This window comes from Enterobacter sp. A103 (assembly GCF_034427535.1).
GTDB classification, from domain to species: Bacteria; Pseudomonadota; Gammaproteobacteria; order Enterobacterales; family Enterobacteriaceae; genus Enterobacter; species Enterobacter asburiae_B.
Genome location: NZ_JAXQPQ010000007.1, coordinates 125,319 through 150,723, shown reverse-complemented (window position 1 = coordinate 150,723; position 25,405 = coordinate 125,319). Strand labels below are relative to the sequence as shown.

At 60.2% G+C, this 25,405-nt stretch carries 25 protein-coding genes; 14 read left to right on the top strand and 11 right to left on the bottom strand.

The window, feature by feature from the left end; genetic code table 11:
• The 6 genes from SPH27_RS18075 to hycI form a co-directional block, all read left to right on the top strand.
• On the top strand, positions 1–464 hold a 464-nt coding region (locus tag SPH27_RS18075), incomplete at its 5' end, for an NADH-quinone oxidoreductase subunit H (RefSeq protein ID WP_322435755.1).
• Positions 465–479: 15 nt separating this feature from the next.
• On the top strand, positions 480–2,270 hold the full coding sequence (locus SPH27_RS18070) for a hydrogenase large subunit (protein ID WP_322435754.1): 1,791 nt from the start codon (positions 480–482) through the stop codon (positions 2,268–2,270).
• A 9-nt stretch (positions 2,271–2,279) separates the two neighbouring features.
• Positions 2,280–2,822: a formate hydrogenlyase complex iron-sulfur subunit gene (locus SPH27_RS18065; RefSeq protein ID WP_182071570.1), complete on the top strand. Its 543-nt coding sequence runs from the start codon at positions 2,280–2,282 to the stop codon at positions 2,820–2,822.
• Complete coding sequence (locus SPH27_RS18060) at positions 2,822–3,589, top strand: NADH-quinone oxidoreductase subunit B family protein (protein ID WP_033146382.1); 768 nt, start codon at positions 2,822–2,824, stop codon at positions 3,587–3,589. The genes SPH27_RS18065 and SPH27_RS18060 overlap by 1 nt, the downstream gene beginning before the upstream one ends.
• Positions 3,586–3,996, top strand: a complete 411-nt coding sequence (locus SPH27_RS18055) for a formate hydrogenlyase maturation HycH family protein (protein ID WP_039263385.1) — start codon at positions 3,586–3,588, stop codon at positions 3,994–3,996. The genes SPH27_RS18060 and SPH27_RS18055 overlap by 4 nt, the downstream gene beginning before the upstream one ends.
• Complete coding sequence (hycI, locus tag SPH27_RS18050; RefSeq protein WP_182071571.1) at positions 3,989–4,474, top strand: hydrogenase maturation peptidase HycI; 486 nt, start codon at positions 3,989–3,991, stop codon at positions 4,472–4,474. The genes SPH27_RS18055 and hycI overlap by 8 nt, the downstream gene beginning before the upstream one ends.
• A gap of 108 nt (positions 4,475–4,582) precedes the next feature.
• Here hycI and SPH27_RS18045 read toward each other — a convergent pair whose 3' ends face one another.
• On the bottom strand, positions 4,583–6,007 hold the full coding sequence (locus SPH27_RS18045; protein WP_182071572.1) for a 6-phospho-beta-glucosidase: 1,425 nt from the start codon (positions 6,005–6,007) through the stop codon (positions 4,583–4,585).
• Positions 6,008–6,025: 18 nt separating this feature from the next.
• On the bottom strand, positions 6,026–7,477 hold the full coding sequence (ascF, locus tag SPH27_RS18040; protein ID WP_032660344.1) for a PTS cellobiose/arbutin/salicin transporter subunit IIBC: 1,452 nt from the start codon (positions 7,475–7,477) through the stop codon (positions 6,026–6,028).
• A 214-nt stretch (positions 7,478–7,691) separates the two neighbouring features.
• Between ascF and SPH27_RS18035 the strand changes: the two genes are divergently transcribed.
• The 4 genes from SPH27_RS18035 (at position 7,692) to SPH27_RS18020 (ending at position 12,631) form a co-directional block, all read left to right on the top strand.
• Complete coding sequence (locus SPH27_RS18035; RefSeq protein ID WP_182071573.1) at positions 7,692–8,705, top strand: LacI family DNA-binding transcriptional regulator; 1,014 nt, start codon at positions 7,692–7,694, stop codon at positions 8,703–8,705.
• A 134-nt stretch (positions 8,706–8,839) separates the two neighbouring features.
• Complete coding sequence (gene hydN, locus SPH27_RS18030) at positions 8,840–9,385, top strand: electron transport protein HydN (protein ID WP_039263391.1); 546 nt, start codon at positions 8,840–8,842, stop codon at positions 9,383–9,385.
• Between the two features lie 5 nt (positions 9,386–9,390).
• The gene (hypF, locus tag SPH27_RS18025; RefSeq protein ID WP_182071574.1) at positions 9,391–11,607 is read left to right on the top strand and encodes a carbamoyltransferase HypF; all 2,217 of its coding nucleotides are present in this window, start codon (positions 9,391–9,393) and stop codon (positions 11,605–11,607) included.
• A gap of 1 nt (position 11,608) precedes the next feature.
• Positions 11,609–12,631: a HoxN/HupN/NixA family nickel/cobalt transporter gene (locus tag SPH27_RS18020; protein WP_182071575.1), complete on the top strand. Its 1,023-nt coding sequence runs from the start codon at positions 11,609–11,611 to the stop codon at positions 12,629–12,631.
• 450 nt (positions 12,632–13,081) lie between these two features.
• On the opposite strand, the gene norW is transcribed toward SPH27_RS18020, so the two are convergent.
• Together norW and norV are read right to left on the bottom strand one after the other, a co-directional pair.
• Positions 13,082–14,215 (bottom strand): NADH:flavorubredoxin reductase NorW, encoded by a 1,134-nt coding sequence (gene norW / locus SPH27_RS18015; protein WP_182071576.1) that lies wholly within the window; start codon positions 14,213–14,215, stop codon positions 13,082–13,084.
• Positions 14,212–15,657 (bottom strand): anaerobic nitric oxide reductase flavorubredoxin, encoded by a 1,446-nt coding sequence (gene norV / locus SPH27_RS18010; protein WP_182071577.1) that lies wholly within the window; start codon positions 15,655–15,657, stop codon positions 14,212–14,214. The genes norW and norV overlap by 4 nt, the downstream gene beginning before the upstream one ends.
• Positions 15,658–15,843: 186 nt before the next feature.
• On the opposite strand from norV, the gene norR reads away from it, so the two are divergent.
• Positions 15,844–17,358 carry a nitric oxide reductase transcriptional regulator NorR gene (norR, locus tag SPH27_RS18005; RefSeq protein ID WP_087823288.1) on the top strand — a complete coding sequence of 505 codons (1,515 nt, stop codon included), beginning with the start codon at positions 15,844–15,846 and terminating at the stop codon, positions 17,356–17,358.
• Here norR and gutQ read toward each other — a convergent pair.
• From gutQ to srlA, 7 genes are all read right to left on the bottom strand, one after another.
• Positions 17,355–18,320 carry an arabinose-5-phosphate isomerase GutQ gene (gene gutQ / locus SPH27_RS18000; protein WP_033146372.1) on the bottom strand — a complete coding sequence of 322 codons (966 nt, stop codon included), beginning with the start codon at positions 18,318–18,320 and terminating at the stop codon, positions 17,355–17,357. The genes norR and gutQ overlap by 4 nt on opposite strands.
• Positions 18,313–19,086, bottom strand: coding sequence for a glucitol operon DNA-binding transcriptional repressor SrlR (gene srlR, locus SPH27_RS17995; protein ID WP_021241949.1), 774 nt, complete (start codon positions 19,084–19,086; stop codon positions 18,313–18,315). The genes gutQ and srlR overlap by 8 nt, the downstream gene beginning before the upstream one ends.
• Positions 19,087–19,149: 63 nt before the next feature.
• Positions 19,150–19,509 (bottom strand): transcriptional regulator GutM, encoded by a 360-nt coding sequence (gutM, locus tag SPH27_RS17990; RefSeq protein WP_096151472.1) that lies wholly within the window; start codon positions 19,507–19,509, stop codon positions 19,150–19,152.
• A gap of 67 nt (positions 19,510–19,576) precedes the next feature.
• Complete coding sequence (gene srlD, locus SPH27_RS17985) at positions 19,577–20,356, bottom strand: sorbitol-6-phosphate dehydrogenase (RefSeq protein ID WP_023294411.1); 780 nt, start codon at positions 20,354–20,356, stop codon at positions 19,577–19,579.
• Between the two features lie 15 nt (positions 20,357–20,371).
• Positions 20,372–20,734 carry a PTS glucitol/sorbitol transporter subunit IIA gene (srlB, locus tag SPH27_RS17980; protein WP_322435753.1) on the bottom strand — a complete coding sequence of 121 codons (363 nt, stop codon included), beginning with the start codon at positions 20,732–20,734 and terminating at the stop codon, positions 20,372–20,374.
• Positions 20,735–20,746: 12 nt separating this feature from the next.
• Complete coding sequence (locus SPH27_RS17975; protein ID WP_023308950.1) at positions 20,747–21,706, bottom strand: PTS glucitol/sorbitol transporter subunit IIB; 960 nt, start codon at positions 21,704–21,706, stop codon at positions 20,747–20,749.
• Entirely contained in the window at positions 21,703–22,266 is a 564-nt protein-coding gene (gene srlA, locus SPH27_RS17970; protein WP_023333189.1) for a PTS glucitol/sorbitol transporter subunit IIC, read from the bottom strand. Before srlA ends, SPH27_RS17975 begins: the two co-directional genes overlap by 4 nt.
• Before the next feature lie 252 nt (positions 22,267–22,518).
• Between srlA and mltB the strand changes: the two genes are divergently transcribed.
• The 3 genes from mltB (at position 22,519) to SPH27_RS17955 (ending at position 25,399) form a co-directional block, all read left to right on the top strand.
• A complete protein-coding gene (gene mltB, locus SPH27_RS17965) occupies positions 22,519–23,619 on the top strand; it encodes a lytic murein transglycosylase B (RefSeq protein WP_170864504.1) in 1,101 nt (366 codons plus the stop codon).
• A 269-nt stretch (positions 23,620–23,888) separates the two neighbouring features.
• Entirely contained in the window at positions 23,889–24,542 is a 654-nt protein-coding gene (locus tag SPH27_RS17960) for a metal ABC transporter ATP-binding protein (RefSeq protein WP_182071580.1), read from the top strand.
• Positions 24,539–25,399: a metal ABC transporter permease gene (locus tag SPH27_RS17955; protein ID WP_039263400.1), complete on the top strand. Its 861-nt coding sequence runs from the start codon at positions 24,539–24,541 to the stop codon at positions 25,397–25,399. The genes SPH27_RS17960 and SPH27_RS17955 overlap by 4 nt, the downstream gene beginning before the upstream one ends.
• The last annotated feature ends 6 nt before the right edge of the window (positions 25,400–25,405 follow it).

Below are 25,405 nucleotides of genomic sequence, written 5' to 3'. Positions count from 1 at the left end.
CCACCCACATCAGCTTTATCACCCACACCGTTTACCACTGGCCGGTGGCGCGCTCGATCCCGCTGGTGCTGGCGTTGTGCGCCTGCGCGTTCGCCACGTTTATTGAGATGGGCAAACTGCCGTTTGACCTCGCGGAAGCCGAGCAGGAGCTGCAGGAGGGGCCGCTTACCGAATACAGCGGCTATGGATTCGCGGTGCTGAAGTGGGGCATCAGCCTCAAACAGCTGGTGGTGCTGCAGATGTTTGTCGGCGTCTTCTTCCCGTGGGGGCAGATGACGCACTTCTCCGCAGGCGGTCTGGTGCTGGCCGTCGTGGTTGCCGCCCTCAAGCTGCTGGTCGGCGTGCTGGTGATTGCCCTGTTTGAAAACAGCATGGCGCGCCTGCGTTTTGTGGAAACGTCGCGCATCACCTGGGCCGGTTTTGGTTTTGCATTTTTAGCGTTCGTCTCCTTGCTGGTGGCGTGATTAAAGAGAGTATTTATGTCTGAAGAAAAGAAAGGTCAGCAGTATCTCGCCGCGTTGCATCAGGCTTTCCCCGGCGTGGTGCTGGAGGAGTCCTGGCAAACCAAAGACCAGGTAACCGTCACCATTAAGGTGAACTATCTGCCGGAAGTGGTGGAGTTTCTGTACTACCAGCAGGGCGGCTGGCTGTCGGTGCTGTTCGGCAACGACGAGCGCCAGCTGTGCGGCAACTATGCGGTGTACTACGTGATGTCGATGGAGCAGGGCGAGAAGTGCTGGCTCACCGTGCGCGTCGAAGTCGACCCGGCTAAGCCGGAATACCCGTCCGTCACGCCGCGCGTGCCCGCCGCCGTCTGGGGCGAGCGCGAAGTGCGCGACATGTACGGCCTGGTGCCGGTCGGCCTGCCGGACGAGCGCCGCCTGGTTCTGCCGGACGACTGGCCGGACGAACTCTATCCGCTGCGCAAAGACAGCATGGACTACCGCCAGCGCCCGGCGCCGACCACCGACAGCGAAACCTACGAGTTTATCAACGAGCTGGGCAGCAAGAAAAACAACGTGGTGCCGATCGGCCCGCTGCACGTCACCTCCGACGAACCGGGCCACTTCCGCCTGTTTGTCGACGGCGAAAACATCATCGACGCCGACTACCGCCTGTTCTACGTCCACCGCGGCATGGAAAAGCTGGCGGAAACCCGCATGGGCTACAACGAAGTGACATTCCTCTCTGACCGCGTGTGCGGTATCTGCGGCTTCGCCCACAGCACCGCCTACACCACCTCGGTGGAGAACGGCATGGGGATCGTGGTGCCGGAGCGCGCGCAGATGATCCGCGCCATTCTGCTGGAGGTGGAGCGTCTGCACTCGCACCTGCTGAACCTCGGCCTGGCCTGCCACTTCGTCGGCTTTGACTCCGGGTTTATGCAGTTCTTCCGCGTGCGTGAAGCGTCAATGAAGATGGCGGAGATCCTCACCGGGGCGCGTAAAACCTATGGCCTGAACCTGATCGGCGGGATCCGCCGCGACCTGCTGAAAGACGACATGATCCAGACCCGCCAGCTGGCGCAGCAGATGCGCCGCGACGTGCAGGAGCTGGTGGACATGCTGCTCAGCACGCCAAACATCGAGCAGCGCACCGTCGGCATCGGCCGCCTTGACCCGGAAATCGCCCGCGACTTCAGCAACGTCGGTCCGATGGTGCGCGCCAGCGGCCACGCCCGCGACACGCGTGCCGATCACCCGTTCGTCGGCTACGGCCTGCTGCCGATGACCGTGCACAGCGAGCAGGGCTGCGACGTCATTTCGCGCCTCAAGGTGCGCATCAACGAGGTGTTTACCGCCCTGAACATGATCGACTTCGGCCTCGATAACCTGCCGGGCGGCCCGCTGATGGTGGAGGGCTTCACCTACATCCCGAACCGCTTTGCCCTCGGCTTTGCCGAAGCGCCGCGCGGGGACGACATCCACTGGAGCATGACCGGCGACAACCAGAAGCTCTACCGCTGGCGCTGCCGCGCGGCCACCTACGCCAACTGGCCAACCCTGCGCTATATGCTGCGCGGTAANAACCAGAAGCTCTACCGCTGGCGCTGCCGCGCGGCCACCTACGCCAACTGGCCAACCCTGCGCTATATGCTGCGCGGTAACACCGTATCCGACGCGCCGCTGATCATCGGCAGCCTCGACCCGTGCTACTCGTGCACCGACCGCATGACCGTGGTGGACGTGCGCAAGAAGAAAAGCCAGGTGGTGCCGTACAAAGAGCTTGAGCGCTACAGCATCGAGCGTAAAAACTCGCCGCTGAAATAAGGACTCGCCATGTTTACCTTTATCAAAAAAGTAATCAAAACGGGCACGCAGACCAGCCGCTATCCGCTGGAGCCGATGCCGGTGGATAAAAATTTTCGCGGCAAGCCGGAGCACAACCCGCAGCAGTGCATCGGCTGCGCGGCCTGCGTCAACGCCTGCCCGTCGAACGCCTTAACGGTAGAAACGGATCTCAAAACCGGCGAGCTGGCCTGGCAGTTTAACCTCGGGCGCTGCATCTTCTGCGGCCGCTGCGAGGAGGTCTGCCCGACGGTCGCCATTCGCCTGTCGCAGGAATTCGAGCTGGCGGTGTGGAAGAAGGAGGACTTCCTCCAGCAGTCGCGCTTTGACCTGTGCCGCTGCCGCGTCTGCCAGCGCCCGTTCGCCGTGCAAAAAGAGATCGACTACGCCATCGCGCTGCTGCAGCACAACGGTGACGCCCGCGCGGAGCATCACCGCGAAAGCTTTGAAACCTGCCCGGAGTGCAAGCGTCAGAAGTGCCTGCTGCCGTCCGACCGCATTGATATCACCCGCCATATGAGAGAGGCCAGCTGATGGAAAATTTACTCGGCCCGCGCGACGCTAACGGCATTCCGGTGCCGATGACGGTGGAGGAGTCCATCGCCAGCATGAAGGCGTCGCTGCTGAAAAAAATCAAACGCTCGGCCTACGTCTACCGCGTGGACTGCGGCGGCTGCAACGGCTGCGAGATTGAGATCTTCGCTACGCTGTCGCCGCTGTTTGACGCCGAGCGCTTCGGCATCAAAGTGGTGCCGTCCCCGCGTCATGCGGACATCCTGCTGTTTACCGGAGCCGTCACCCGCGCCATGCGCTCACCGGCGCTGCGCGCCTGGCAGTCCGCGCCGGACCCGAAAATCTGCATCTCGTACGGGGCCTGCGGCAACAGCGGCGGCATTTTCCACGATCTTTACTGCGTCTGGGGCGGTACCGACAAAATCGTGCCGGTGGACGTCTACATTCCGGGCTGCCCGCCAACGCCTGCCGCGACGCTGTACGGCTTCGCGATGGCGCTTGGCCTGCTGGAGCAGAAAATCCACGCCCGCGAGCCGGGCGAGCTGGACAACCGGCCTGCGGCCATTCTTCACCCGGACATGGTCCAGCCGCTGCGGGTGAAGATCGACCGCACGGCGCGCAGGCTGGCGGGCTATCGCTACGGACGTCAGATTGCCGATGATTATCTGCGCCTGCTGAGCCAGGGCGACCATCAGGTGGCGCGCTGGCTGGAGGCGGAAAACGATCCGCGTCTCAATGAGATCGTGGCAAACCTGAACAGCATCGTGGATGAGGCGCGTATTCGATGAGTGAAACGGTGGTGTTCAGCCAGCTGAGCCGTAAGTTTATTGATGAGAACGATGCCACGCCGGATGCGGCGCAGCAGGTGGTCTATTACAGCCTGGCGATTGGGCATCACCTCGGGGTGATTGACTGCCTGGAGGCAGCGCTGAGCTGCCCGTGGCCCGAATACCTGGCGTGGATCGCCACGCTGGAGGAGGGCAGCACGGCGCGGCGCAAGATGGAGGGCGTGCCAAAGTACGGCGAGATCGTCATCGACGCCAACCACATTGCAATGCTCGCCAACGCCTTTGACGCGGCGCTCGCCAGGCAAACTCCTGAGCAACAGGCGTGGAGCAAAACGCTGCTTAGCATGCTGCACGATATTCATCAGGAGAGCGCCATCTACCTGATGGTGAGGAGATTACGTGACTGACGTTTTACTGTGTGTGGGCAACAGCATGATGGGCGACGACGGCGCGGGCCCGCTGCTGGCAGAGATGTGCGCCGCGAATCCGAGGGGCAATTGGGTGGTGATTGACGGCGGCAGCGCGCCGGAAAACGACGTGGTCGCCGTCCGCGAACTGCGTCCGGAGAGGCTGTTAATCGTCGATGCCACCGATATGGGGCTCAACCCCGGCGAGATCCGCCTGATTGACCCGGACGACATCGCCGAGATGTTTATGATGACCACCCACAATATGCCGCTGAACTACCTGGTCGATCAGATTAAAGACGACGTGGGCGAGGTGCTGTTTTTGGGGATTCAGCCGGACATCGTTGGATTTTATTACCCGATGACGCCGCCGGTGAAGGAGGCGGTGGAACGGGTCTATTCACGGCTTGCGGAGTGGGTTGGGGATGGAGGGTTTGAACCCCTCACCCCGGCCCTCTCCCCAGAGGGGAGAGGGTGAAAACCGCGCCGAGCAGTCCTTTATTCCCGGAGTAAAGAGGGTGAAAACCGCACCAAACGGTTCCCTCTCCCCTATGGGGAGAGGGTTAGGGTGAGGGGTAAGGACAGGCTACTCGAGATCCGTCCCGTTACTCGCAATCACCTTCTTATACCACCAGAACGATTTCTTGCGCTTGCGGTCCAGCGTGCCGTTCCCGGCGTCGTCGCGGTCAACGTACACAAAACCGTAGCGCTTGCTCATCTCGCCCGTTGAGGCTGCCACCAGGTCGATACAGCCCCAGGTGGTGTAGCCCATCAGCGGCACGCCGTCCTCAATCGCGTCGCCCATCGCGCGAATGTGCTCGCGCAGGTAGCTGATGCGGTAGTCGTCGTTGATCTCGCCGTTTTCATCAATGACGTCCTTCGCCCCGAGGCCGTTTTCCACCAGGAACAGCGGCTTCTGGTAGCGGTCGTACATCATGTTCATGGTGATGCGCAGGCCGAGCGGGTCGATGCCCCAGCCCCATTCGCTCACCTGAATATGCGGGTTACGCAGGGACTTCACGATGTTCGCCGCGCTGGTGTTGCCCGCGTTCATATCCGCCGACGCGCAGCGCGAGGCGTAATAGCTGAACGAGACAAAGTCGACGGTGTTTTTTAACAGCTCGTCGTCGCCGGGATCTTTCACAATCACCACGCCTTTTTCGCGGAACACGCGGGCGGAGTAGGCCGGATAGCTGCCGCGCGCCTGCACGTCGATAAAGAACAGGTTCTCGCGGTCTTTCTCCAGCGCCATCCACACGTCTTCCGGCTTGCAGGAGTAGGGGTAGAAATTGCCGCCCGCCAGCATGCAGCCCACCTGGTTTTCCGGGTTTACCTCGTGGGCGATTTTGGTCGCCAGCGCGCTTGCCACCAGCTCGTGGTGCGCGGCCTGGTATTTCACCTGGTCTTCGTTTTCACCTTCTTCAAACACCAGCCCCGCGCCGGAGAACGGGCTGTGCAGCATGATGTTGATTTCGTTGAAGGTCAGCCAGTATTTCACCAGCCCGTTAAATTCTTCAAAGCAGGTGCGGGCGTAGCGGGCAAAGAAATCGACCATCTTACGGTTGCGCCAGGAGCCGTATTCCGTCACCAGGTGCATCGGCACGTCGAAGTGGCAGAGCGTCACCAGCGGCTCGATGTTGTACTTTTTGCACTCCTCGAATACCGCGCGATAGAAGGCAATGCCCTCTTGGTTCGGCAGCGGTTCGTCGCCGTTCGGGTAGAGGCGGCTCCAGGCGATGGAGGTGCGGAACACCGTAAAGCCCATCTCCGCCATCAGGGCAATGTCTTCTTTATAGCGATGGTAAAAATCAATCGCTTCGTGGCTCGGGTAGAACTCGTCGTCACGCAGCGAAACACGCTTTTCCTTACCGAGCTTCACCGCCAGGCGATTCGCGCCGTGGGGGATCATATCGACCGTCGTCAGTCCTTTGCCGCCTTCACGGTAAGCACCTTCACTCTGGTTGGCGGCAAGCGCGCCGCCCCATAAAAATCCTTGTGGAAAAACAGACATTCTTACCTCGCTTTCAATTTATGCTTTTGCTGCGTTGTTCTGTACCGGTGCGGTCTGCAGGGCGCGCGCTTTTTCAGCCTCATCTTCGACCGGGATATCCTCAAACCCTAAAAGCAGGGTCAGAACAAACGACAGCACCACTGCCAGCCCCATCACGCCGAACACCCAGACGATGGTCATCGGGTTCGCCGGGTCAAAGAACTGCACGCTGGTGAACAGCCCCGGTGCCGCCATCGAGTGGCTGGCAAGACCGGCCATGCCGGCGACCGCCCCACAGATAAAGCCGCTGATCAGGCTCGCAATCAGCGGACGTTTCAGACGCACCGCCACGCCGTACAGGGCCGGTTCAGAGATCCCCGCCATAATGGCGGAGGCTGCCGCCGCCAGCGCCGTCTGGCGCAGCTCCGGGTTTTTGGTTTTCCACGCCACTGCCAGCGACGAGCCGCCGAGCGACAGGTTGGCGCCGATTTCCGACGGCATCACCATCCCTTCCTTGCCCGTTTCGGCAATGGTCTGAATGATGGTCGGCGTAAACACGCGGTGCATCCCGGTCATCACCAGCAGCGGCCAGAGCGCGCCCATGATGGCGACGGAGAGCCAGCCCAGGTAGCCGTGAATGGTGTAGACCAGCGCGGAGATGGCGCTACCGATCCAGATCCCCAGCGGGCCAATCAGCACGATGGCGAGCGGGGCGGCAATCAGCACGATAAGCATCGGCTTAAGGAAGTTTTTCGTCACCGCCGGGGTAATGCGATCCACCCAGCGTTCGATGTATGACAGGCACCAGGTCATCACCAGCGCCGGGATGACGGTGTAGGTGTATTTCACCGCCGTCACCGGAATAAAGGCGAACTCAACGTGCTCGCCCTGCGCGGCTTTCGCCATCAGCTCGATAAAGCTCGGGTGCACCAGCACGCCCGCGATGGCGATGGCCAGTGACATGTTGGTTTTGAACTTCACCGCCGCCGAGGCCGCCACCATCAGCGGCAGGAAGAAGAAGGCGCCGTCGCCGATGACGGTCAGAATAGTGAGCGTCGGCGCGCCTTTTGGCAGCACGCCGGTCATCTCGAGGATCATCGCCAGCAGCTTGACCATCGAGCCGCCGATGATCGCCGGGATCAGCGGGGACATGGTGCCGATCAGCGCGTCGAGGATCCCGGCGCCAATGCGGCGTAAGGTCATCTTCTGCGGACCTTCCGGCACTGCGGGCTGCAGGTCCGTGGGCAGCAGGCTCACCACTTCGCGGTACGCCTGTGAAACCGTGTTGCCAATAATGACCTGGCACTGGTTGTCGTTGCGTACCACGCCGAGCACGCCGCTGATGCTTTTCAGGCGCGCAGCGTCGGTCAGGCTTTCGTCTTTCAGTACGAAACGCAGACGCGTCATGCAGTGGGTGACGGCGACGATGTTCTCTTTGCCGCCCAGCGCGCTGATAACGTCGTTCGCCAGCGCAGCGTAATTTTTGGCCATCGGATGTGATCCTGTTATTGTTGTGAGACATGTAGGAAACCGGTTCCACATAATCATCATGAGTTTCTGTGAATGAAACAAGATCGCTTTTTGACCATTTTTTCGTTTCGTGATGAAGATCGCAATGAGGTATCGAAAGCGTGATTTCACCGCTGCGACAATTTTTTTGCAGTGCAGTACACTGCGCTCCATCAGATTCAGACGGAATAACACTATGACCACGATGCTTGAAGTGGCGAAGCGGGCAGGCGTTTCGAAAGCCACGGTGTCCCGGGTGCTGTCGGGAAATGGCTACGTCAGCCAGGAGACCAAAGACCGGGTGTTTCAGGCCATTGAAGAGAGCGGCTATCGCCCGAATTTGCTGGCGCGAAACCTGGCAACCAAACGTACCCAGACGCTGGGGCTGGTGGTGACGAACACCCTCTATCACGGCGTCTACTTTAGCGAACTGCTGTTTCACGCCGCGCGCATGACGGAAGAAAAGGGGCGGCAGCTGATCCTCGCGGACGGCAAGCACAGCGCGGATGAAGAGCGCGAGGCGATCCAGTACCTGCTCGATATGCGCTGCGATGCGGTGATTATCTATCCGCGTTTCCTGAGCGTGGAAGAGATGGATGAGATCGTCGAGAAGTGCGAGCAGCCGATTATGGTGCTCAACCGCCGCCTGCGGAAAAACAGCAGCCACTGCGTCTGGTCAGATCATAAAGCCTCCAGCCAGGAGGCGGTGTCGCAGCTGATTGCGAAAGGGCACCGGGAGATCGCGTTTATCACCGGCTCGCTGGATTCTCCCACCGGGGTTGAGCGTCTCTCCGGCTACAAGGACGCGCTGGCGCAGCACGCTATTCCGCTGCGCGAAGGCCTTATTGCGCAGGGGAAGTGGAACCCCGCCAGCGGCGCGGCGGCGGTTGCCGAACTGCTTGCGCGCGGTGAACGGTTTACGGCGCTGGTGGCGAGTAATGACGACATGGCGATCGGCGCCATGAAGCAGCTCCACGACAGCGGCGTGGCCGCACCGGACGCGGTGTCGGTGATCGGTTTCGACGACGTGGCCATCGCGCCTTACATCGTGCCGTCGCTCTCCAGCGTGCGTATTCCGGTGACGGAAATGATCAAAGAGACCATCAGCCGCCTGATCTTCATGCTCGACGGCGGTGAGTTTAAGTATCAGCAAACCTTCTCCGGCGAGCTTGTCCTGCGCGACTCCGTTATTGACGGCCCGCACCGCTGATGTCGACAGCTGTCATCGTCATAAGTGACGATGACAGCACCATCGTGATTGTTAAATTCATCTAAAATCAACAGGTTAATTATTGGCACGGTTTATGAATATCTCCGCGCATAACTGTAATGCTGGAGAAGCAGATGAACCGTTTTATTATGGCCGATGCCAGTAAGTGTATTGGTTGCCGTACCTGTGAAGTGGCGTGCGTGGTTTCCCATCAGGCGGAGCAGGACTGCGCGTCGCTCACCCCTGACACCTTCCTGCCGCGCATCCACGTCATCAAAGGCGTGAATATTTCCACCGCCGCCATCTGTCGCCAGTGCGAAGACGCACCGTGCGCGAACGTTTGCCCGAACGGGGCGATTAAACGCGAGAAAGGCTTTGTGCACGTCATGCAGGAGCGCTGCATTGGCTGCAAAACCTGCGTGGTCGCCTGCCCGTACGGCGCGATGGAGGTGGTTGTTCGTCCGGTGGTACGCAACAGCGGCATGGGTCTGAGCGTACGTGCGGAGAAAGCCGAAGCCAACAAATGCGATCTTTGCTATCACCGCGACGCCGGTCCGGCCTGCATGGAAGCCTGCCCGACGCATGCGCTGGTCTGCGTGGATCGCGAGAAGCTTGAGCAGATGAGCGCCGAAAAGCGCCGTCGTGCGGCATTCGACACGTCGTCATCGCTGCTGTTCTGAACCGTATGTGCAGTAACGGTGTCCAGCTGCGCGTGCGCGGCAAGGTGCAGGGCGTGGGGTTTCGTCCCTTCGTCTGGCAGCTGGCGCAGGCGCTTCAGTTGACCGGTGACGTCTGCAATGATGGAGAGGGCGTGCTGGTGCGCCTCGCGGGTAATGGGGGGGCCTTTACCGCGAGGCTGCATCAGGACTGCCCACCGCTGGCACGCATTGACCACGTTGAAACGCAGCCGTTTACCTGGGCGCAGGTGCCGGAGGACTTTACCATCCGCCACAGCGCGGGCGGGGCGATGGACACCCAGATCGTCCCCGACGCCGCGACCTGTCCGGCGTGCCTGGCTGAAATGCGCGACCCTGCCGAGCGCCGCTATCGCTATCCGTTCATCAACTGCACGCACTGCGGGCCGCGGTTTACCATTATCCGCGCGATGCCCTATGACCGTCCGGCCACGTCAATGGCCGCATTTCCCCTCTGCCTGCCGTGTGAGACGGAATACCGTAACCCGGCTGACCGCCGCTTTCACGCCCAGCCGGTAGCCTGCCCGGACTGCGGGCCCGCGCTGGAATGGCGCGCGGGCAACATCACCGCAGCCCGCGAGGACGCGCTGAGCGCGGCGGTGGCGATGCTGAAAAGCGGAGGCATAGTCGCGGTTAAAGGGCTGGGCGGTTTTCATCTTGTCTGCGATGCGCGTAATCCGCAGGCGGTCGCGACGCTTCGGGCACGCAAGCAGCGTCCCGCGAAGCCGCTGGCGGTGATGATCCCGAATGCGGACGGCGTGCCGGAGGCGATCCAGACGCTGTTACGCTCCTCCGCAGCGCCGATTGTGCTGACCCCAAAAGCCTCGCTTCCCGGATTTCCCGAAGGGATTGCACCCGGGCTCGATTGTATTGGCATCATGCTTCCCGCTAACCCGCTGCAACACCTGCTGATGATGGACTGCCGGTGCCCGCTGGTGATGACTTCCGGCAACCTCAGCGGCAGACCGCCTGCCATGACCAACCAGCAGGCGCTGGATGAGCTCGGCGACGTCGCGGACGGCTTCCTGCTGCACAACCGCGATATCCTGCAGCGGATGGACGATTCGGTGATGGATCGCGACGGCGCGATGCTTCGCCGCGCGCGCGGTTTTGTGCCCGATGCCGTTACGCTGCCTGCGGGTTTTGAGAATATCCCCGCCATGCTATGCACCGGCGCGGAGATGAAAAACACCTTCTGCCTGGTGCGTGGCAGCCAGGCGGTGCTGAGCCAGCATTTTGGCGATCTCGGTGACGAGGGCGTCGAAGCGCAGTGGCGCGGTGCGCTATCGCTGATGCAGAAAATTTACGCCTTTCAGCCGGATCGCGTGGTGTGCGACGCTCATCCAGGCTATCACACACAACGGTGGGCGCAGGCGCAGGGGCTGCTGGTCGAAACCGTGCTGCACCATCACGCCCACGCGGCGGCGTGCCTGGTGGAGAACGGCTGGCCGCTCGACGGCGGAGACGCGATTGCCCTGACGCTGGACGGGATCGGCATGGGCGAGAACGGCGCGCTGTGGGGCGGGGAGTGCCTGCGGGTGAGCTATCTCGCGTGCGAGCGTCTGGGCGGGCTGCCTGCCGTTGCGCTGCCGGGGGGCGATCTGGCGGCGCGGCAGCCGTGGCGTAATTTACTCGCCCACTGCCTGGCGTTTGTCCCTGACTGGCAGCAGTACCCGGAAACGCGCGCGGTTCAGCGTGAAAACTGGCCGCTGCTGGCAACGGCGATCCGGCGCGGCATCAACGCGCCGCAGGCCTCGTCCTGTGGTCGTCTGTTTGATGCGGTCGCCTGCGCGCTGGGTATTGAAACCCAATCCTGGGAGGGTGAAGCGGCCTGCCGGCTGGAAGCGCTGGCGGCGCAGTGCGCGGGCGTCGACCATCCGGTGACGTTGTCTGTCGACAACCTTGCGCTTTTCTGGCAGCAGTGGCTGGCCTGGCAGGCGGAGCCCTGCGAGCGCGCGTGGGCGTTTCACGACGCGCTGGCAAAAGGGCTGGCGGAACTCGCCGCGCGCCATGCCCGACGCCTGTCGCTGTCGACAATCTGTCTCAGCGGCGGCGTGCTGCACAACCGTCTGCTGCGCGCGCGGCTTCGTCATTATCTTTCTGACTTTACGCTTCTTTTTCCTTCGCGCCTGCCCGCAGGTGACGGAGCGATCTCCTTCGGGCAGGCGGCGATCGCCGCTGCCCGGTCATGTTCACAAAGGACTTAAAATGTTACGACTCTTACGCAATGAACCTCGCGCCGCGCTTCTGCTGCTGGCTCTGGTAATGGCAAACCTGCTGGCCTGGGGATGGGCATGGCACGCTTTTAGCGGCAGCACGGCGCTGATGGCCGCCAGCCTGCTAGCATGGTGCTACGGGCTGCGTCACGCGGTGGACGCTGACCACATCGCGGCGATTGATACCGTGACGCGTAAGATGATGCAGCAGGGCAAACGTCCTTCCGGCGTGGGGGCGTGGTTCTCGCTGGGGCACTCCACCATCGTGGTGCTGGCCTCCATTGCTATCGCCGCTACCGCGACGGCGTTTCAGAAAAACATGGAATGGTTCCACGAAACCGGCAGCCTGATTGGCACCGCGGTTTCCGCCACCTTCCTGCTGGCGATGGCGCTGGTGAACATGGTGATCTTGCGCGGCGTCTGGCGCAGTTTTCAGGCGCTGAAACAGGGCAGGCCCGTGCAGGGCGACATCACGCTTCCTGCCCAGGGCGGCGTCATGAACTGGCTGTTTGGCAAAACCTTCCGCCTGGTGAATAAAAGCTGGCAGATGTACCTGGTCGGTTTCCTGTTTGGCCTCGGCTTTGACACGGCCACCGAGATTGGCGTGCTGGGGATCTCTGCCGCCAGCGCGTCAAGCGGGATGTCGGTGTGGTCAATCATGGTCTTCCCGGCGCTCTTCGCCAGCGGCATGGCGCTGGTGGATACTCTCGATAACCTGCTGATGGTCGGCGCCTACGGCTGGGCGTTCAACAAGCCGCAGCGCAAGCTCTACTACAACATGACCATCACCGGCACCTCCGTGGTGGTGGCGCTGTTTATCGGCGGGCTGGAAGCGCTGGGTCTGCTGATGGACAAATTTGCCCTCAGCGGCGGCGTGTGGGATCTGATTGGCACGGTAAACGACAATCTGGGCAACGCCGGGTTTGTGGTGGTTGGGCTGTTTGTCGCCTGCTGGCTGATCTCCATGATCAACTACCGCTGGCGCGGCTACGACGCGCTGGTGGTACGTTCCTGAACTGGCTCCTGCACGGCGCAATCTCCGCGACTTCCTCAATGGCTGGCGCATAGCGGCATACCGATAAAAAGATGCTGAAAATATAGGACTTTTGCGGAATTAAATATATTCCGCATTCTTCGCTTGTGTGAAATAACGAGAAAGATAATTGAGTTATTTATAAAAATTCGCCATGATTCGCCTCCTGCTGATGATGTCTTTTCAGACTGAGTCGGCTGCCAATAATAAAGCTGGATGATGTTTTTAATCTGTTTCAGATTAAAGTATTTACGAAAATAATAAATAAGGGATTGATAGCGATGATATATCTACTTTGCATTTATTTGATGAATAGAATACGTAAAAAAAAGCCCCGGAATATCGGGGCGGTGAATAATAAAATCCAAAGATTAAGACAGCGTAGACTTGCTGTTGGCCGGGTAAACGAAGCGCTACCCGGCAAAACGAGGGTTAAGCAGGTAACAGTTTCAGCAGAGCGAAAGCCTCCTTCATCCGGTCTTCACTAACCACAAAAGCGCGAATCTGACCCTCGTTATCCGCGCCGCGCGCGACCATTCCCTGCGGTTCGAGGGTAATTTGCCAGTTCAGATCCTGACGCTGTGTTTCACCGGCAAGATGCAGCGGTAATTCCGGCGTTTTGACTTTAATCAGCATGGCGGGTAATTTCAGCGGCGCGCTGCCGCCGAGCAGATTTTTCGCCAGATACATCGCACTTAATTGAATTGGCTGTAAAAATGGCAGCACATGACCGTTAATTTCAGCGCAGTCACCTAACGCGTAAATATCAGGTTGCGTGGTTTGCAGGTAGCTATTTACCTTCACGCCACGCTGTATTTCGGCGCCTGCGCGATGCGCCAGCGCGGTTTCCGGGCGCAGGCCCGTTGCAGCGATTACCACATCCACCTCAACGCTGCGGCTGCGGTCGAGCGTGGCACGAATGCCGCCTTCGGTTTTGCTCAGGCTTTGCAGCTGCGATTTCAACAGCAGATGCACCCCCATGTCGGTCAGGCGATGCTGTAAGCGACTGCTTACTTCTGCCGGCATCAGCGACGACAGAATGCTCGCCGCATGGTCGACCAGAGTCACGGATTTACCCGCCCGGCAGAAATCCATCGCCAGCTCGGTGCCTATCAGCCCGCCACCAACAATCATTACCCGCTGCGCGTCGCGAAGCGCCGTTTCGCTGGCCTGATACTCCTGCTGGCTGTTGAGGGTGATCGTCAGCTCGCGGCCTTCAACCGGCGGCACAAACGCAGAGGCACCCGTGGCCAGCACCAGTTTGTCGTACTGCCAGGTTTTCTCTTTTGCTTTTACCACGTGGGCGGCGGCGTCGATGTCGGTGACCCAGGTGTAGGGAAAAAGACGCAGGTTAAACTGTTCCGCGAACTCCCCCGCCGTCTGGCGGGTGAGGTCCTCGGCGCGCTGATTCTGGCTAATGACGTGGCTCAGATCGGGCTTGTTGTACTCGTCCATGCTGTCGGCGGCGATCACCGTCAGCGGCACGCTGGCGTCCTGCTTGCGGATATTTTTCACCAGCTGGCGGGCGGCAAAGCCCGAGCCGATGATGACGATCCCGTTGCTCATTTTGCCTCCGTACCCAGTTCGTCAAAGACGTCTTTCCCGAGGGAACATTCCGGGCAGAGGAAATTGTCCGGCACGTCACTCCAGGGTGTCCCTGGCGCAACGTCCTGCAGCGGCTCGCCCAGCGCCGGGTCGTAAATCCACTGGCAGACGCTGCACTGCATGCGCGGTCCGGGATCGGCGGCTGCCGCGGCGGCGCAGGCGCAGGTTTCCTGCTGTGCGGTCGGTTCGGCAGCTTGCGGAAGCGGTGCGAGCGCCCACTGGCGGGCAATGTCGCGGCCGTGCTGGCGGCAGATCTCCAGGGCGTCGATATCCGGACGCCATTTCGCCTTCAGGCTGAGGGACATTTCAAAGCCCGCATCCTGTAAACGGGTGGAGAGACGGTCTACCGCGCCGCCGCTCCACCCGTGGGAGCCAAAGGCGCTGGCGCGCTTGTTGCGAAAACGCAGGCCGGTCATCTCTTCTACCAGACCGGCAATTTTCGGCATCATCACGTTGTTCATGGTGGAGGTACCCACCAGCACGCCCTTAGAGCGGAAGACGTTGGTCAATACCTCGTTCTTATCGCTGCGCGCCACGTTGAAGATTTTCACCGCCACGTTGGGGTCCACTTCGTTGATGCCCTGGGCAATGGCGTCCGCCATCATGCGGGTGTTGTTGGACATGGTGTCGTAGAAAATAGTGATGCGGTCTTCCTGATAGTCCGCCGCCCATTTCAGGTACAGCTCCACAATCTGGGTGGGATTTTCACGCCACACCACGCCGTGGGAGGTGGCAATCATCTCCACCGGCAGGTTAAAGCCGAGGATCTCGGTGATTTTTGGCGTCACCAGGCGGCTGAACGGCGTCAGGATGTTGGCGTAGTAGCGCTGGCACTGCTCGAACAGCTCGGTCTGGTCCACTTCGTCGTTGAACAGGCGCTCGTCGCAGTAGTGCTGGCCGAAGGCGTCATTGCTGAACAGCACCGCGTCGCCGGTCATGTAGGTCATCATGCTGTCCGGCCAGTGCAGCATCGGGGTTTCCACGAAGATCAGCTGCTTGCCGTTGCCGATATCCAGCGCGTCGCCGGTTTTCACGGTGTGGAAGTTCCACTCCGGATGGTGGTGGTGGCCGTTGATTGAGTCGATGGCGTTAGTGGTGCAGTAGATCGGCGTGTTCGGAATGTAGGACATCAGCTCGGTCAGCGCGCCGGCGTGGTCCTCTTCCGCGTGGTTGATGATGATGTAGTCGATGTCGTCCAGGTCGATTTCACTGCGCAGGTTCTGCACGAACTCGCGGCTGAACTTGTGATCGACGGTATCGATCAGCACGTTTTTACCTTCACGAATGAGATAGCTGTTGTAGCTGCTGCCGCGCAGCGTTTTGTATTCCGTCCCGTGAAAATCACGCACTTCCCAGTCACGTTGACCCACCCAATGAATGTTATTTTTAACCAGAATAGACATAGCAACCTCTACGTAATACAGCATTTTCAAATAAGATGGTTTTCCTATATCAAGTTGCGTGCCAGTTTTTAATTTATTGATTTTACTTAATTAATATTTTTATGATCCGTAATGGGTAGTCATTATGACTATCAAAATTAGTGTCAATATGACAACATGCATTGTCAAAATGACAGCGAGGTCACTATGAGCTTTTCCGTAGACGTGCTGGCGAAGATCGCCATTGAGCTGCAGACCGGTATCGGCCATCAGGACCGCTTTCAGCGGCTGATCTCCACGCTGCGCCACGTGCTTGAGTGCGATGCGTCCGCGCTGCTGCGCTACGAGGGGCGGCAGTTTATTCCGCTGGCTATCGACGGGCTGGCGAAGGACGTGCTCGGGCGGCGTTTTACCCTTGAGGGCCATCCGCGTCTGGAAACTATCGCCCGCGCGGGTGACGTGGTGCGTTTCCCGGCGGACAGCGACTTGCCCGACCCGTACGACGGGCTTATTCCCGGACAGGAGAGCCTGAAGGTGCACGCCTGTATCGGCCTGCCGCTGTTTGCCGGACAAAACCTGATCGGCGCACTGACCCTCGACGGCCTGTCGCCGGACCAGTTTGACACCTTTAGCGACGAAGAGCTGCGTCTGATTGCCGCCCTGGCCGCCGGGGCGCTGAACAATGCCCTGCTGATTGAACAGCTGGAGAGCCAGAACATTCTTCCCGGTAGCCCGGCGGCGTTTGAGCAGGTGACGCACACGGAGATGATCGGCCTCTCTCCGGGCATGGCGCAGCTCAAAAAAGAGATTGAGATTGTCGCCGCCTCAGATTTGAACGTGCTGATCTTCGGGGAAACCGGCACCGGCAAGGAGCTGGTGGCGAAGTCCATTCACGAAGCGTCGCCGCGCGCGGTGAACCCGCTGGTGTACCTCAACTGCGCCGCGCTGCCGGAAAGCGTGGCGGAAAGCGAGCTGTTTGGTCACGTAAAAGGGGCGTTTACCGGAGCCATCAGCAACCGCAGCGGCAAGTTCGAAATGGCCGATAACGGCACGCTGTTTCTGGATGAAATCGGCGAGCTCTCCCTGTCGCTGCAGGCCAAGCTGCTGCGCGTGCTGCAGTACGGCGACATCCAGCGCGTGGGGGATGACCGCAGCCACAGAGTGGACGTTCGCGTGCTGGCGGCCACCAACCGTGACCTGCGTGAAGCGGTGCTGGCAGGGCAGTTCCGCGCCGACCTGTTCCATCGCCTGAGCGTGTTCCCGCTTACCGTGCCGCCGCTGCGCGAGCGCGGGGACGACGTGGTGCTGCTGGCGGGCTTTTTCTGCGAGCAGTGCCGTCTCAGGATGGGGCTTTCCCGCGTGGTGCTGAGCCCGGGTGCGAGGTCGCATCTGCTGAGCTACGGCTGGCCGGGCAACGTGCGCGAGCTGGAGCATGCGATCCACCGCGCGGTGGTGCTGGCGCGGGCGACGCGTTCGGGTAATGAAGTGGTGCTCCACGCGCGGCATTTTGCGCTGCAGGATGAAACCGCACCGGCTGTCGCCCAGGCAGTACCCGAGATAGCGAATGAAAATCTGCGTGAAGCCACGGAGACATTTCAGCGTCAGATGATTACCCGCGCGCTGGAGCAGAATAACCGCAGCTGGGCGGCGTGCGCGCGGGCGTTGGAGATGGACGTCGCCAACCTGCACAGGCTGGCGAAGCGTCTGGGACTGAAGGGTTAGATAATCCCGGCCTGATAGAAATCCTGCAGGTTGATGGCGCCGCACAGCCTGCCGGCGTCATCCACCACCGGTGCGGCGGTAATTTTGCGCTTCATCAGCACCTCTTTGGCTTCAATGGCGCGGCTCTCGGCGTTCAGCGTCAGCCCGCCTTTGGTCATGGCGTCCGACACTTTGGTTTCCAGCCTGCCGCCGCCCACCAGCCAGCGGCGCAGGTCGCCGTCGGTGAACACGCCCTTAACGCTCCCGCCGTCATCGCACACCGCAACCAGCCCAAGGCCGGTGCGGCTGAGCTCCAGCATCGCGTCCATGACGCTGGTATCGAGCTTGACCTGCGGAATGGCATCGTCGGTGCGCATCAGGTGGTGAACCTTGTTGAGCAGGCGTGCGCCGAGCGCGCCCGCCGGATGCGAACGGGCGAAATCTTCTTCGTTAAAGCCGCGCGCCTGCATTACCGCCATTGCCAGCGCGTCGCCCATCATCAGGGTGTTAACGGTGCTGGAGGTCGGGGCGAGGTGCATCGGACAGGCTTCACGCTCAACGGAAATATCCAGCGTCGCCTTGGCGGCCAGCGCCAGCGGCGAGCGGGATTTTCCGGTCATCGCCAGCAGGGCGACCGATTTTTCCTGCAGGCGCGGAATAATCAGATCCAGCTCTTTGGCCGAACCGGAGTAGGAGATAAACAGCATCACGTCGCGGCTTTCAATCATCCCCAGATCGCCGTGCAGCGCCTCTGCCGGATGCACGAAGAACGCTGGGGTGCCGGTGCTGGCGAGCGTCGCGGCAATCTTTTTGCCGATATGGCCGGATTTACCGATGCCCGCCACGATCACTTTGCCTTCGCAGTGGATAATGGTGTTGGCCGCGCGGACGAAATCCTCGCCCAGACGTTCCGGCAGGCGGCTGGCTTCCTGCAGTTCCAGCATCAGCGTCTGGCGGCCCGTTTCTAACAGAAAATCACTCATCTCTCTCTCCGGTTACGATCACGTCGATTCCTTTCTCTTCCAGCGCTTTCCTGAACGCCGGGTCGATACCCGCGTCGGTAATCAGCTTATCGACGCTTTCAAGGCTACAGACAATGTTGGGGCTTTTGCGGCCAAATTTCGACGAGTCTGCCATCAAAATCACTTCCCGCGCGGCGTTGCACATGGCTTTACTGACGCTGAACACCTCGTTGAACGTCGTAACGCCGGCGTTCAGGTCGATGCCGTCGGTGCCCATAAAGAGTTTATCAAAGCTGAAGTGGTCGAAGGCATTCTCCGCCAGCTGGCCGTGAAACGACGCCGATTTTTTGCGGAAGGTGCCGCCGGGCATCAGGATGGTCTGCTCGCTGTCGAACTCCGACAGGGCGTTGACGATGTGCAGGCTGTTGGTCATCACCGTGATGTTGTTAAAGCGGCTGAGCAGCGGGATCATCTGCAGGACGGTGCTGCCTGCATCCAGAATGATGGAATCGCCATCGTGGATAAATTTGACGGCGGCTTCGGCAATCAGCGCTTTCTGGTGGGTATTGATCAGCGTTTTGTGGTCGATAGGCGGGTCCGCTTCGTCCTTATTGAGCACCACGCCGCCGTAGGTTCGAATGACGGCGCCAGAGTTTTCGAGCAATACCAGGTCCTTGCGTATTGTCGTGCCGGTGGTGTCAAAGTAGTGGGCCAGATCCTCTACCGAGCATTTTCCCTGCTTTTGCAGATGCTCGAGAATGGCCGCCTGCCGCTGACGAGGTTTCATAGGCGCTTCGTTCCTTAGGTTGCGAAATGATAATTTCGCAAGTCTATAGCTTTCACAACGAAATTATCCATGTTTCAGATTAAGCGCTAATGATAGTGCATTCTGACAGAGTGGATCATGGGGAAAGATCACATCAGGCCGTAATTCCTGCAGCGAAATGCCGTTGATTGCCTGGATTTTCACCGGTCGGGCAAAGACGGTCATGCCGCGCATGATGAGGGAATCGCAGACGTGATTGTTTTCATCCAGCGCAACGGCGACGACGACTCGCGGTTTGAAGCGTCCGCCGGAACGCCCGACCCCGACGCGACCTTTCTGACACAGCGCGTCAAACGCGCGGTTAAACTGGTGGATCTGCCAGCCGCCAAACGCCATCTGGCACATCCAGGCGAGGGCGGCGAGGGTGATGAGTGCGGTGACCATATCGGCTCCTTGTTTTGTTCCCTCTCCCGGTGGGAGAGGGTAAGGGTGAGGGCATCAGGCCGCTCGATCAGAACATCACCTGCCCGCCGGTGACGTTAATCGACTGCCCGGTGCAGTACGAGGCTTTCGGGCTGGCGTAAAACAGCAGCATGTTCAGCACGTCCTGATAATCGCACCCGCGCTTCAGCGGCACTTTATCGATGTAGTACTGCTCCACTTCCTCAGCCTTGATGCCGAGCTTGGTGGCGTACTGCGGCAGCAGGGACTGGAACATCGGCGATTTCAGCAGGTTGCCCAGCATCAGCGAGTGCACGGTAATGCCGTACTCGGCCAGATCCAGCGCCAGAGACTGCGTCAGCCCCACGCCGCCAAACTTCGCCGCGCTGTAGCCGGAGTTATGCTTGCTGCCCACTTTCCCCGATTTGGAGTTGATCTGAATGATGCGCCCCTGAATGCCGTCGCGGATCATCAGACGGGAAAACTCGCGGGCGCAGAGGAAATAGCCCACCAGATTCACCTGCAGCGAGCGGTCAAAATCCCCCAGTTCGAAATCGCTGATAAAGGCCGCTTTCGCAATCCCCGCGCTGTAGACCAGCAGGTCGGTACGCCCAAAAATCTCGTCCACGCCGCGGGCCAGCGCCATCACGCTCTGTTCGCTGGTGGCGTCGGCGCCAAACCCGTACGCCATCCCTTCACCAAACTCGGTGTTAATGGTGTCCGCCACGCGGGCGGCTTTTTCACTCTGAATGTCCACTACCGCCACGCGGTAGCCCTCTGCGGCAAGCCCACGGCAGAGGAACTCGCCTAAGGTTTGTCCTCCACCAATGACAACGGCAACCTGACTCATGTGTTTCTCCTTAAATTACGCAACAAATTTTAACGTGCAGCCTGGGATGACAGCCTGCGGAACCGGGCCCGCCACGTGAACAGTGCCGGGATATTCGGCCTGCGGCTGGCCGTCGAAACGCAGGGTGATGTGGCCCAGCTCGCGCAGGTTTTGCTCGGCGACGTCGCCGACGGCGGTGCCGGCATAGCGCGCCTCGCCCAGCTCCAGCTGGCTCCCGGCCTTCAGCTTGCCCTTCAGCTCGCCGTGACAGTGGATAAAGCAAAACTCTTCGATATCCGCCGGGGCTCCTTCGCGGAAGGTGATCAGCATCTGGTCGCTCAGCGCGTCAGCCGCGCTCTGGCCGATGCGGGTAATGGTGGTCTGGTAAATCACGGTCATCGCAGGAACCTCTTATTGATAAATAAAGCCGGAGACAAACCAGGCAATCAGCACCGTCGGCGCGCCCGTCAGGAAGCGGCTCACCAGCACGGACGGCACGCCCACGCGCACGGTGTCCTGGCGTGCTTCCGCCAGCGACAGCCCTACGGGGATGAAATCGCACGCCGCCTGGGCGTTAATGGCGAACAGGGCGGGCAGGGCGAGGTGCGGGGGAATGTTCCCCAGACCAATCTGCACGCCAATCAGCACGCCGATGACCTGGGCAATCACCGCGCCCGGGCCGAGGAACGGCGACAGCAGCGGGAAGGAGCAGATCAGCGCCAGCGTCACCAGCCCGAGCGGGTGGCTGGCGAGCGGGGCGAGGCCGTGGGCAATCCAGTCGCCCAGGCCGGACGCCATGATGATGCCGATCAGCGCCGAAACGAATGCCATAAACGGCAGGATGGTTTTCAGCACCGTGTCGATGGTGTCGCGCCCTGACTGGAACAGCACCGCTACGGCGGACCCCATGCCCATCCCGACCTTCGCCAGCAGGCCGTCGCTCTGCTCGGTGATTTTCTTGCTGGTGTCGTACTCGCGCGGGGCCGCTTTTTGCGGCGCGGCAGTGCCATTCACCAGAGTGATGTTGTCCTCCTTCACGCCTGAGACATAAATGTCCTCAAGGATGTACTGCGCCAGCGGGCCGGATTTTCCGGTGGAGTGAATATTCACTGTCGGAATGCGGCGCTTCGGATAGATACCGCAGCGCAGCGTGCCGCCGCAGTCGATCACCGCCACGCCGATTTCCGCTTCCGGCGGCTCGCCCTCCTTGAAGCCGTCGACCGCTTCCCAGCCGGTCAGCTCGCGCAGCCTGTCGACGATCGCCGGGCGCGTGCCTGCGGTGATGTAGACGATCTTTTTGCCTTCGGTGGCGTCGAATTCCAGCGGGCCGCCCCAGCCGCCCGTGCCTTTCTCAATGCGGATCCGGTTCATGCTGTGGCTCCTGAAAGATGAACTTTCTGTTCAAGCTGGATGCCCATTTTTTTCTCAAAAATGGCGGTGGTGAGGTCGGTCACCCAGCCGCGGAAGAAGTTGGTGACCAGGCCGACCAGCAGATAGCTCACCGCCAGCGGGCCGAGCGGCAGGCCAAGCGTGGTAAGACCGCTGGCGATCCCGAGATAGACAAACAGCTCGCCGGGGTTAATGTGCGGGAACAGGCCGTTCATGGAATGGCAGCTGTAGGAGGCGGCGGCGTAGTAGCTCGGCTTGTACTTTTCCGGCATGAAGCGGCCGAGGCTTAAGGTCATCGGGTTGCAGAACACGAAGGTGCCGATGAACGGCAGTACCAGGTAGCGGGACAGCGGATTACCGGCACAGCGCTGGGCGAAGCGTTCGATGCGCTGCTGGCCGATAAAGTTAATCAGCGCGTTCATGATCACCAGCAGGCTGATCAGCAGGGGCAGGATCCCGGTCACCATGCCGGTGAACACTTCTCCGCCCTTCTGAAACAGCCCGATGAACCACTCGGCGCCGTGGGTGATGGTTTCTATCATTCTTCTCTCCTGTGAGGCTTTTTTGTTTTTGTGTTGCGGGGCTAATAATAATCACTTTGAAAGGTTTTAAAGTGTTAGTTAGATCTCACAATGAAAGAAAAATGGATTATTTTGAAAGTTTATTGATGGGGTCAATGATTTTCGGTGGAAAAAAGGGCGGATTTGCGTGGGGGAGGCGTGTACCGCTTCCTTGAGGTGTTGCGGATGCTTTACCATACTGGGTTCTTATCGAACCCGTTAAATGGATGTCTCATGTTCAAGCGTCGTTATGCAGCGCTGTTGCCTGCGCTTATTCTGCTGTCTGCCTGTAGTAGCAAACCTAAGACCGAAGCCGTTCAGCAAACGGCGGGCGCGCCTTCCGGAGGATTCCTGCTGGAGCCGCAGCACAATATGATGCAGATGGGCGGCGACTTCGCGAATAACCCGGCGGCCGAGCAGTTCATCGATAAAATGGTGAGCAAGCACGGCTTTGACAGACAGCAGCTGCACGAAATTTTGTCTCAGGCCAAGCGACTGGACTACGTGCTGCGCCTGATGGACAGGCAGGCTCCAACCGCCCAGGTGCCGAGCGGGCCGAACGGCGCGTGGCTGCGCTACCGCAAACAGTTTATTACCCCGGACAACGTGCAAAACGGCGTGGTGTTCTGGAATCAGTATGAAGATGCGCTCAACCGCGCGTGGCAGGTGTACGGCGTACCGCCGGAAATCATCGTCGGGATTATCGGCGTGGAAACCCGCTGGGGCCGCGTGATGGGTAAAACCCGCATCCTGGATGCGCTGGCGACGCTCTCCTTTAACTATCCGCGCCGCGCGGAGTATTTCTCTTCCGAGCTGGAAACCTTCCTGCTGATGGCGCGCAGCGAGCAGGACGATCCGCTCGATCTGAAAGGGTCGTTTGCCGGCGCGATGGGCTACGGCCAGTTTATGCCGTCCTCCTATAAGCAATATGCCGTCGACTTTAACGGGGATGGTCATATCAACCTGTGGGATCCGGTAGATGCCATCGGCAGCGTGGCGAACTACTTCAAAGCGCACGGCTGGACGCCGGGCGGCCAGGTGGCGGTGCAGGCGAACGGTCAGGCACCGGGGCTGGAAAACGGCTTCAAAACCAAATACAGCGTTGCGCAGCTGACGGCGGCGGGCTTAACACCGACCCAGCCGTTGGGCAATGTCGATCAGGTAAGTCTGTTGCGTCTGGATGTCGGGACGGGCTATCAGTACTGGTACGGCATGCCGAACTTCTACACCATCACCCGTTATAACCACAGTACCCACTATGCGATGGCCGTATGGCAGCTGGGGCTGGCGGTATCGCAGGCCCGCGTGCCGGCAGCGTCTCCGTTTAGTCAGTAAGTCATCTTATTCCCCCTCTCCCTGTGGGAGAGGGCTGGGGTGAGGGCACCCGCGCGCACCTATTTCCTGCAGAAACATTTCGGCACACTCCCTTTTCGAACCCGCCATTTACATCTTCACCGTCTTTCATTATTGTTATGTTATAACATTTAATGTGGTGTCAGAATGTCAACGTCCCTTTTTTCTCTGTCTGCTCTGGTTCGGCTTTTGCTGGCGCTGGTGCTTGTTGCCTTTATCGGGCTGGCCGTGCGCTGGGCGGTGGCATTGCCATGATTATGATGAATGAACTGGTCGCGGGATATGAACGTCAGCCCGTTACGCGGCCCCTTTCGGGCACGATTGAGCGCGGCAGCATGACCGCCATTATCGGCGCTAACGGCTGCGGGAAATCCACGCTGCTGAAAACGCTGGCGGGATTTATTCCTCCCGTCAGCGGCGGCTTCCGCTGGCAGGGTAAGCGGCCGGTAATCGGCTGGCTGGCACAGCGTCACGCGCTGGAGGCGCAGTTTCCGCTGACCGTACAGGACGTGGTAAGCATGGGCTGCTGGCCGGGCATGTCGCTTTTTTCCGGGTTTCGTCGCGAAACGCGGTTGCGCATTGCCAGCGCGCTTGAGCGCGTTGGGCTTGAGTCCATGGTGTTATCCACCATCGATGAACTCTCCGGCGGTCAGTTTCAGCGCATGCTGTTTGCCCGCGTCCTGGTGCAGCAGGCGCCGCTGGTGATGCTGGATGAACCCTTTACCGGAGTCGATGAAGCTACCTGCAACGTGCTGATGGATCTGATGCTGGAGATGTATATGCAGGGGCAAACGCTGCTCGCGGTACTGCACGACAGCGAGCGCGTGTCGCGCCATTTTCCGCAGACGCTGCGGCTGGATGCTGACGTTCCCCAGTGGAAAACCGAGCGGGTGAGGGTGGCATGATCTGGCATCTCTTTTTTCAGCCGTTCATTGAGTACGGCTTTATGCGTCGCGCGCTGGTGGTTTGCCTGGCGCTCTCGGTCAGCACCACCGCGCTCGGCGTGTTTCTTCAGCTGCGTCGGATGAGCCTGATGGGCGACGCCCTTTCTCACGCCATTTTGCCGGGTGTCGCCGTGGGGTATTTGCTCAGCGGTATGTCGCTGCTGGCGATGAGTATTGGCGGTTTTATCGCGGGAATTACCGTGGCGCTGCTGGCCGGTCTGGTCAGTCGACGCACGCCCCTGAAAGAAGATGCCAGCTTTGCCGGGTTTTATCTTGGCTCGCTGGCGCTGGGGGTCACGCTGGTGTCGCTGCGCGGGTCGAATGTCGATCTGCTGCATCTGCTGTTTGGCTCCATCCTCGCCGTGGACAACGACGCCGCGCTGTTTGTTACGGGCGTTTGTATGTTCACCCTTATCACGCTGGCGCTGTTTTATCGCGGGCTGGTCACGGAAGCGTTTGATACCGCCTGGCTGCAGGTGAACGCCCGCTGGCTGCCTGGCCTGCTGCACGGACTGTTTCTGGCGTTGCTGGTGCTTAACCTGGTGGCCGGTTTTCAGGTGCTCGGCACGCTGATGGCCGTCGGGCTGATGATGCTTCCGGCCGTGGCGGCACGCTGCTGGGTGCGCACGTTACCAGCGTTACTTCTGATGGCGGGTATCAGCGGTATCTTCTGCGCATGGCTGGGGCTGAGCCTCTCCTGGGCGATGAGCCTCCCGGCCGGGCCGTCCATCGTGCTCACCGCCAGCGCGCTGTTCTTTATTTCCATTTTACTGGGCACGCGAAGCAGGCTCGCTGGCAGCCTGCGGGCGTATTTTTAACGCAAG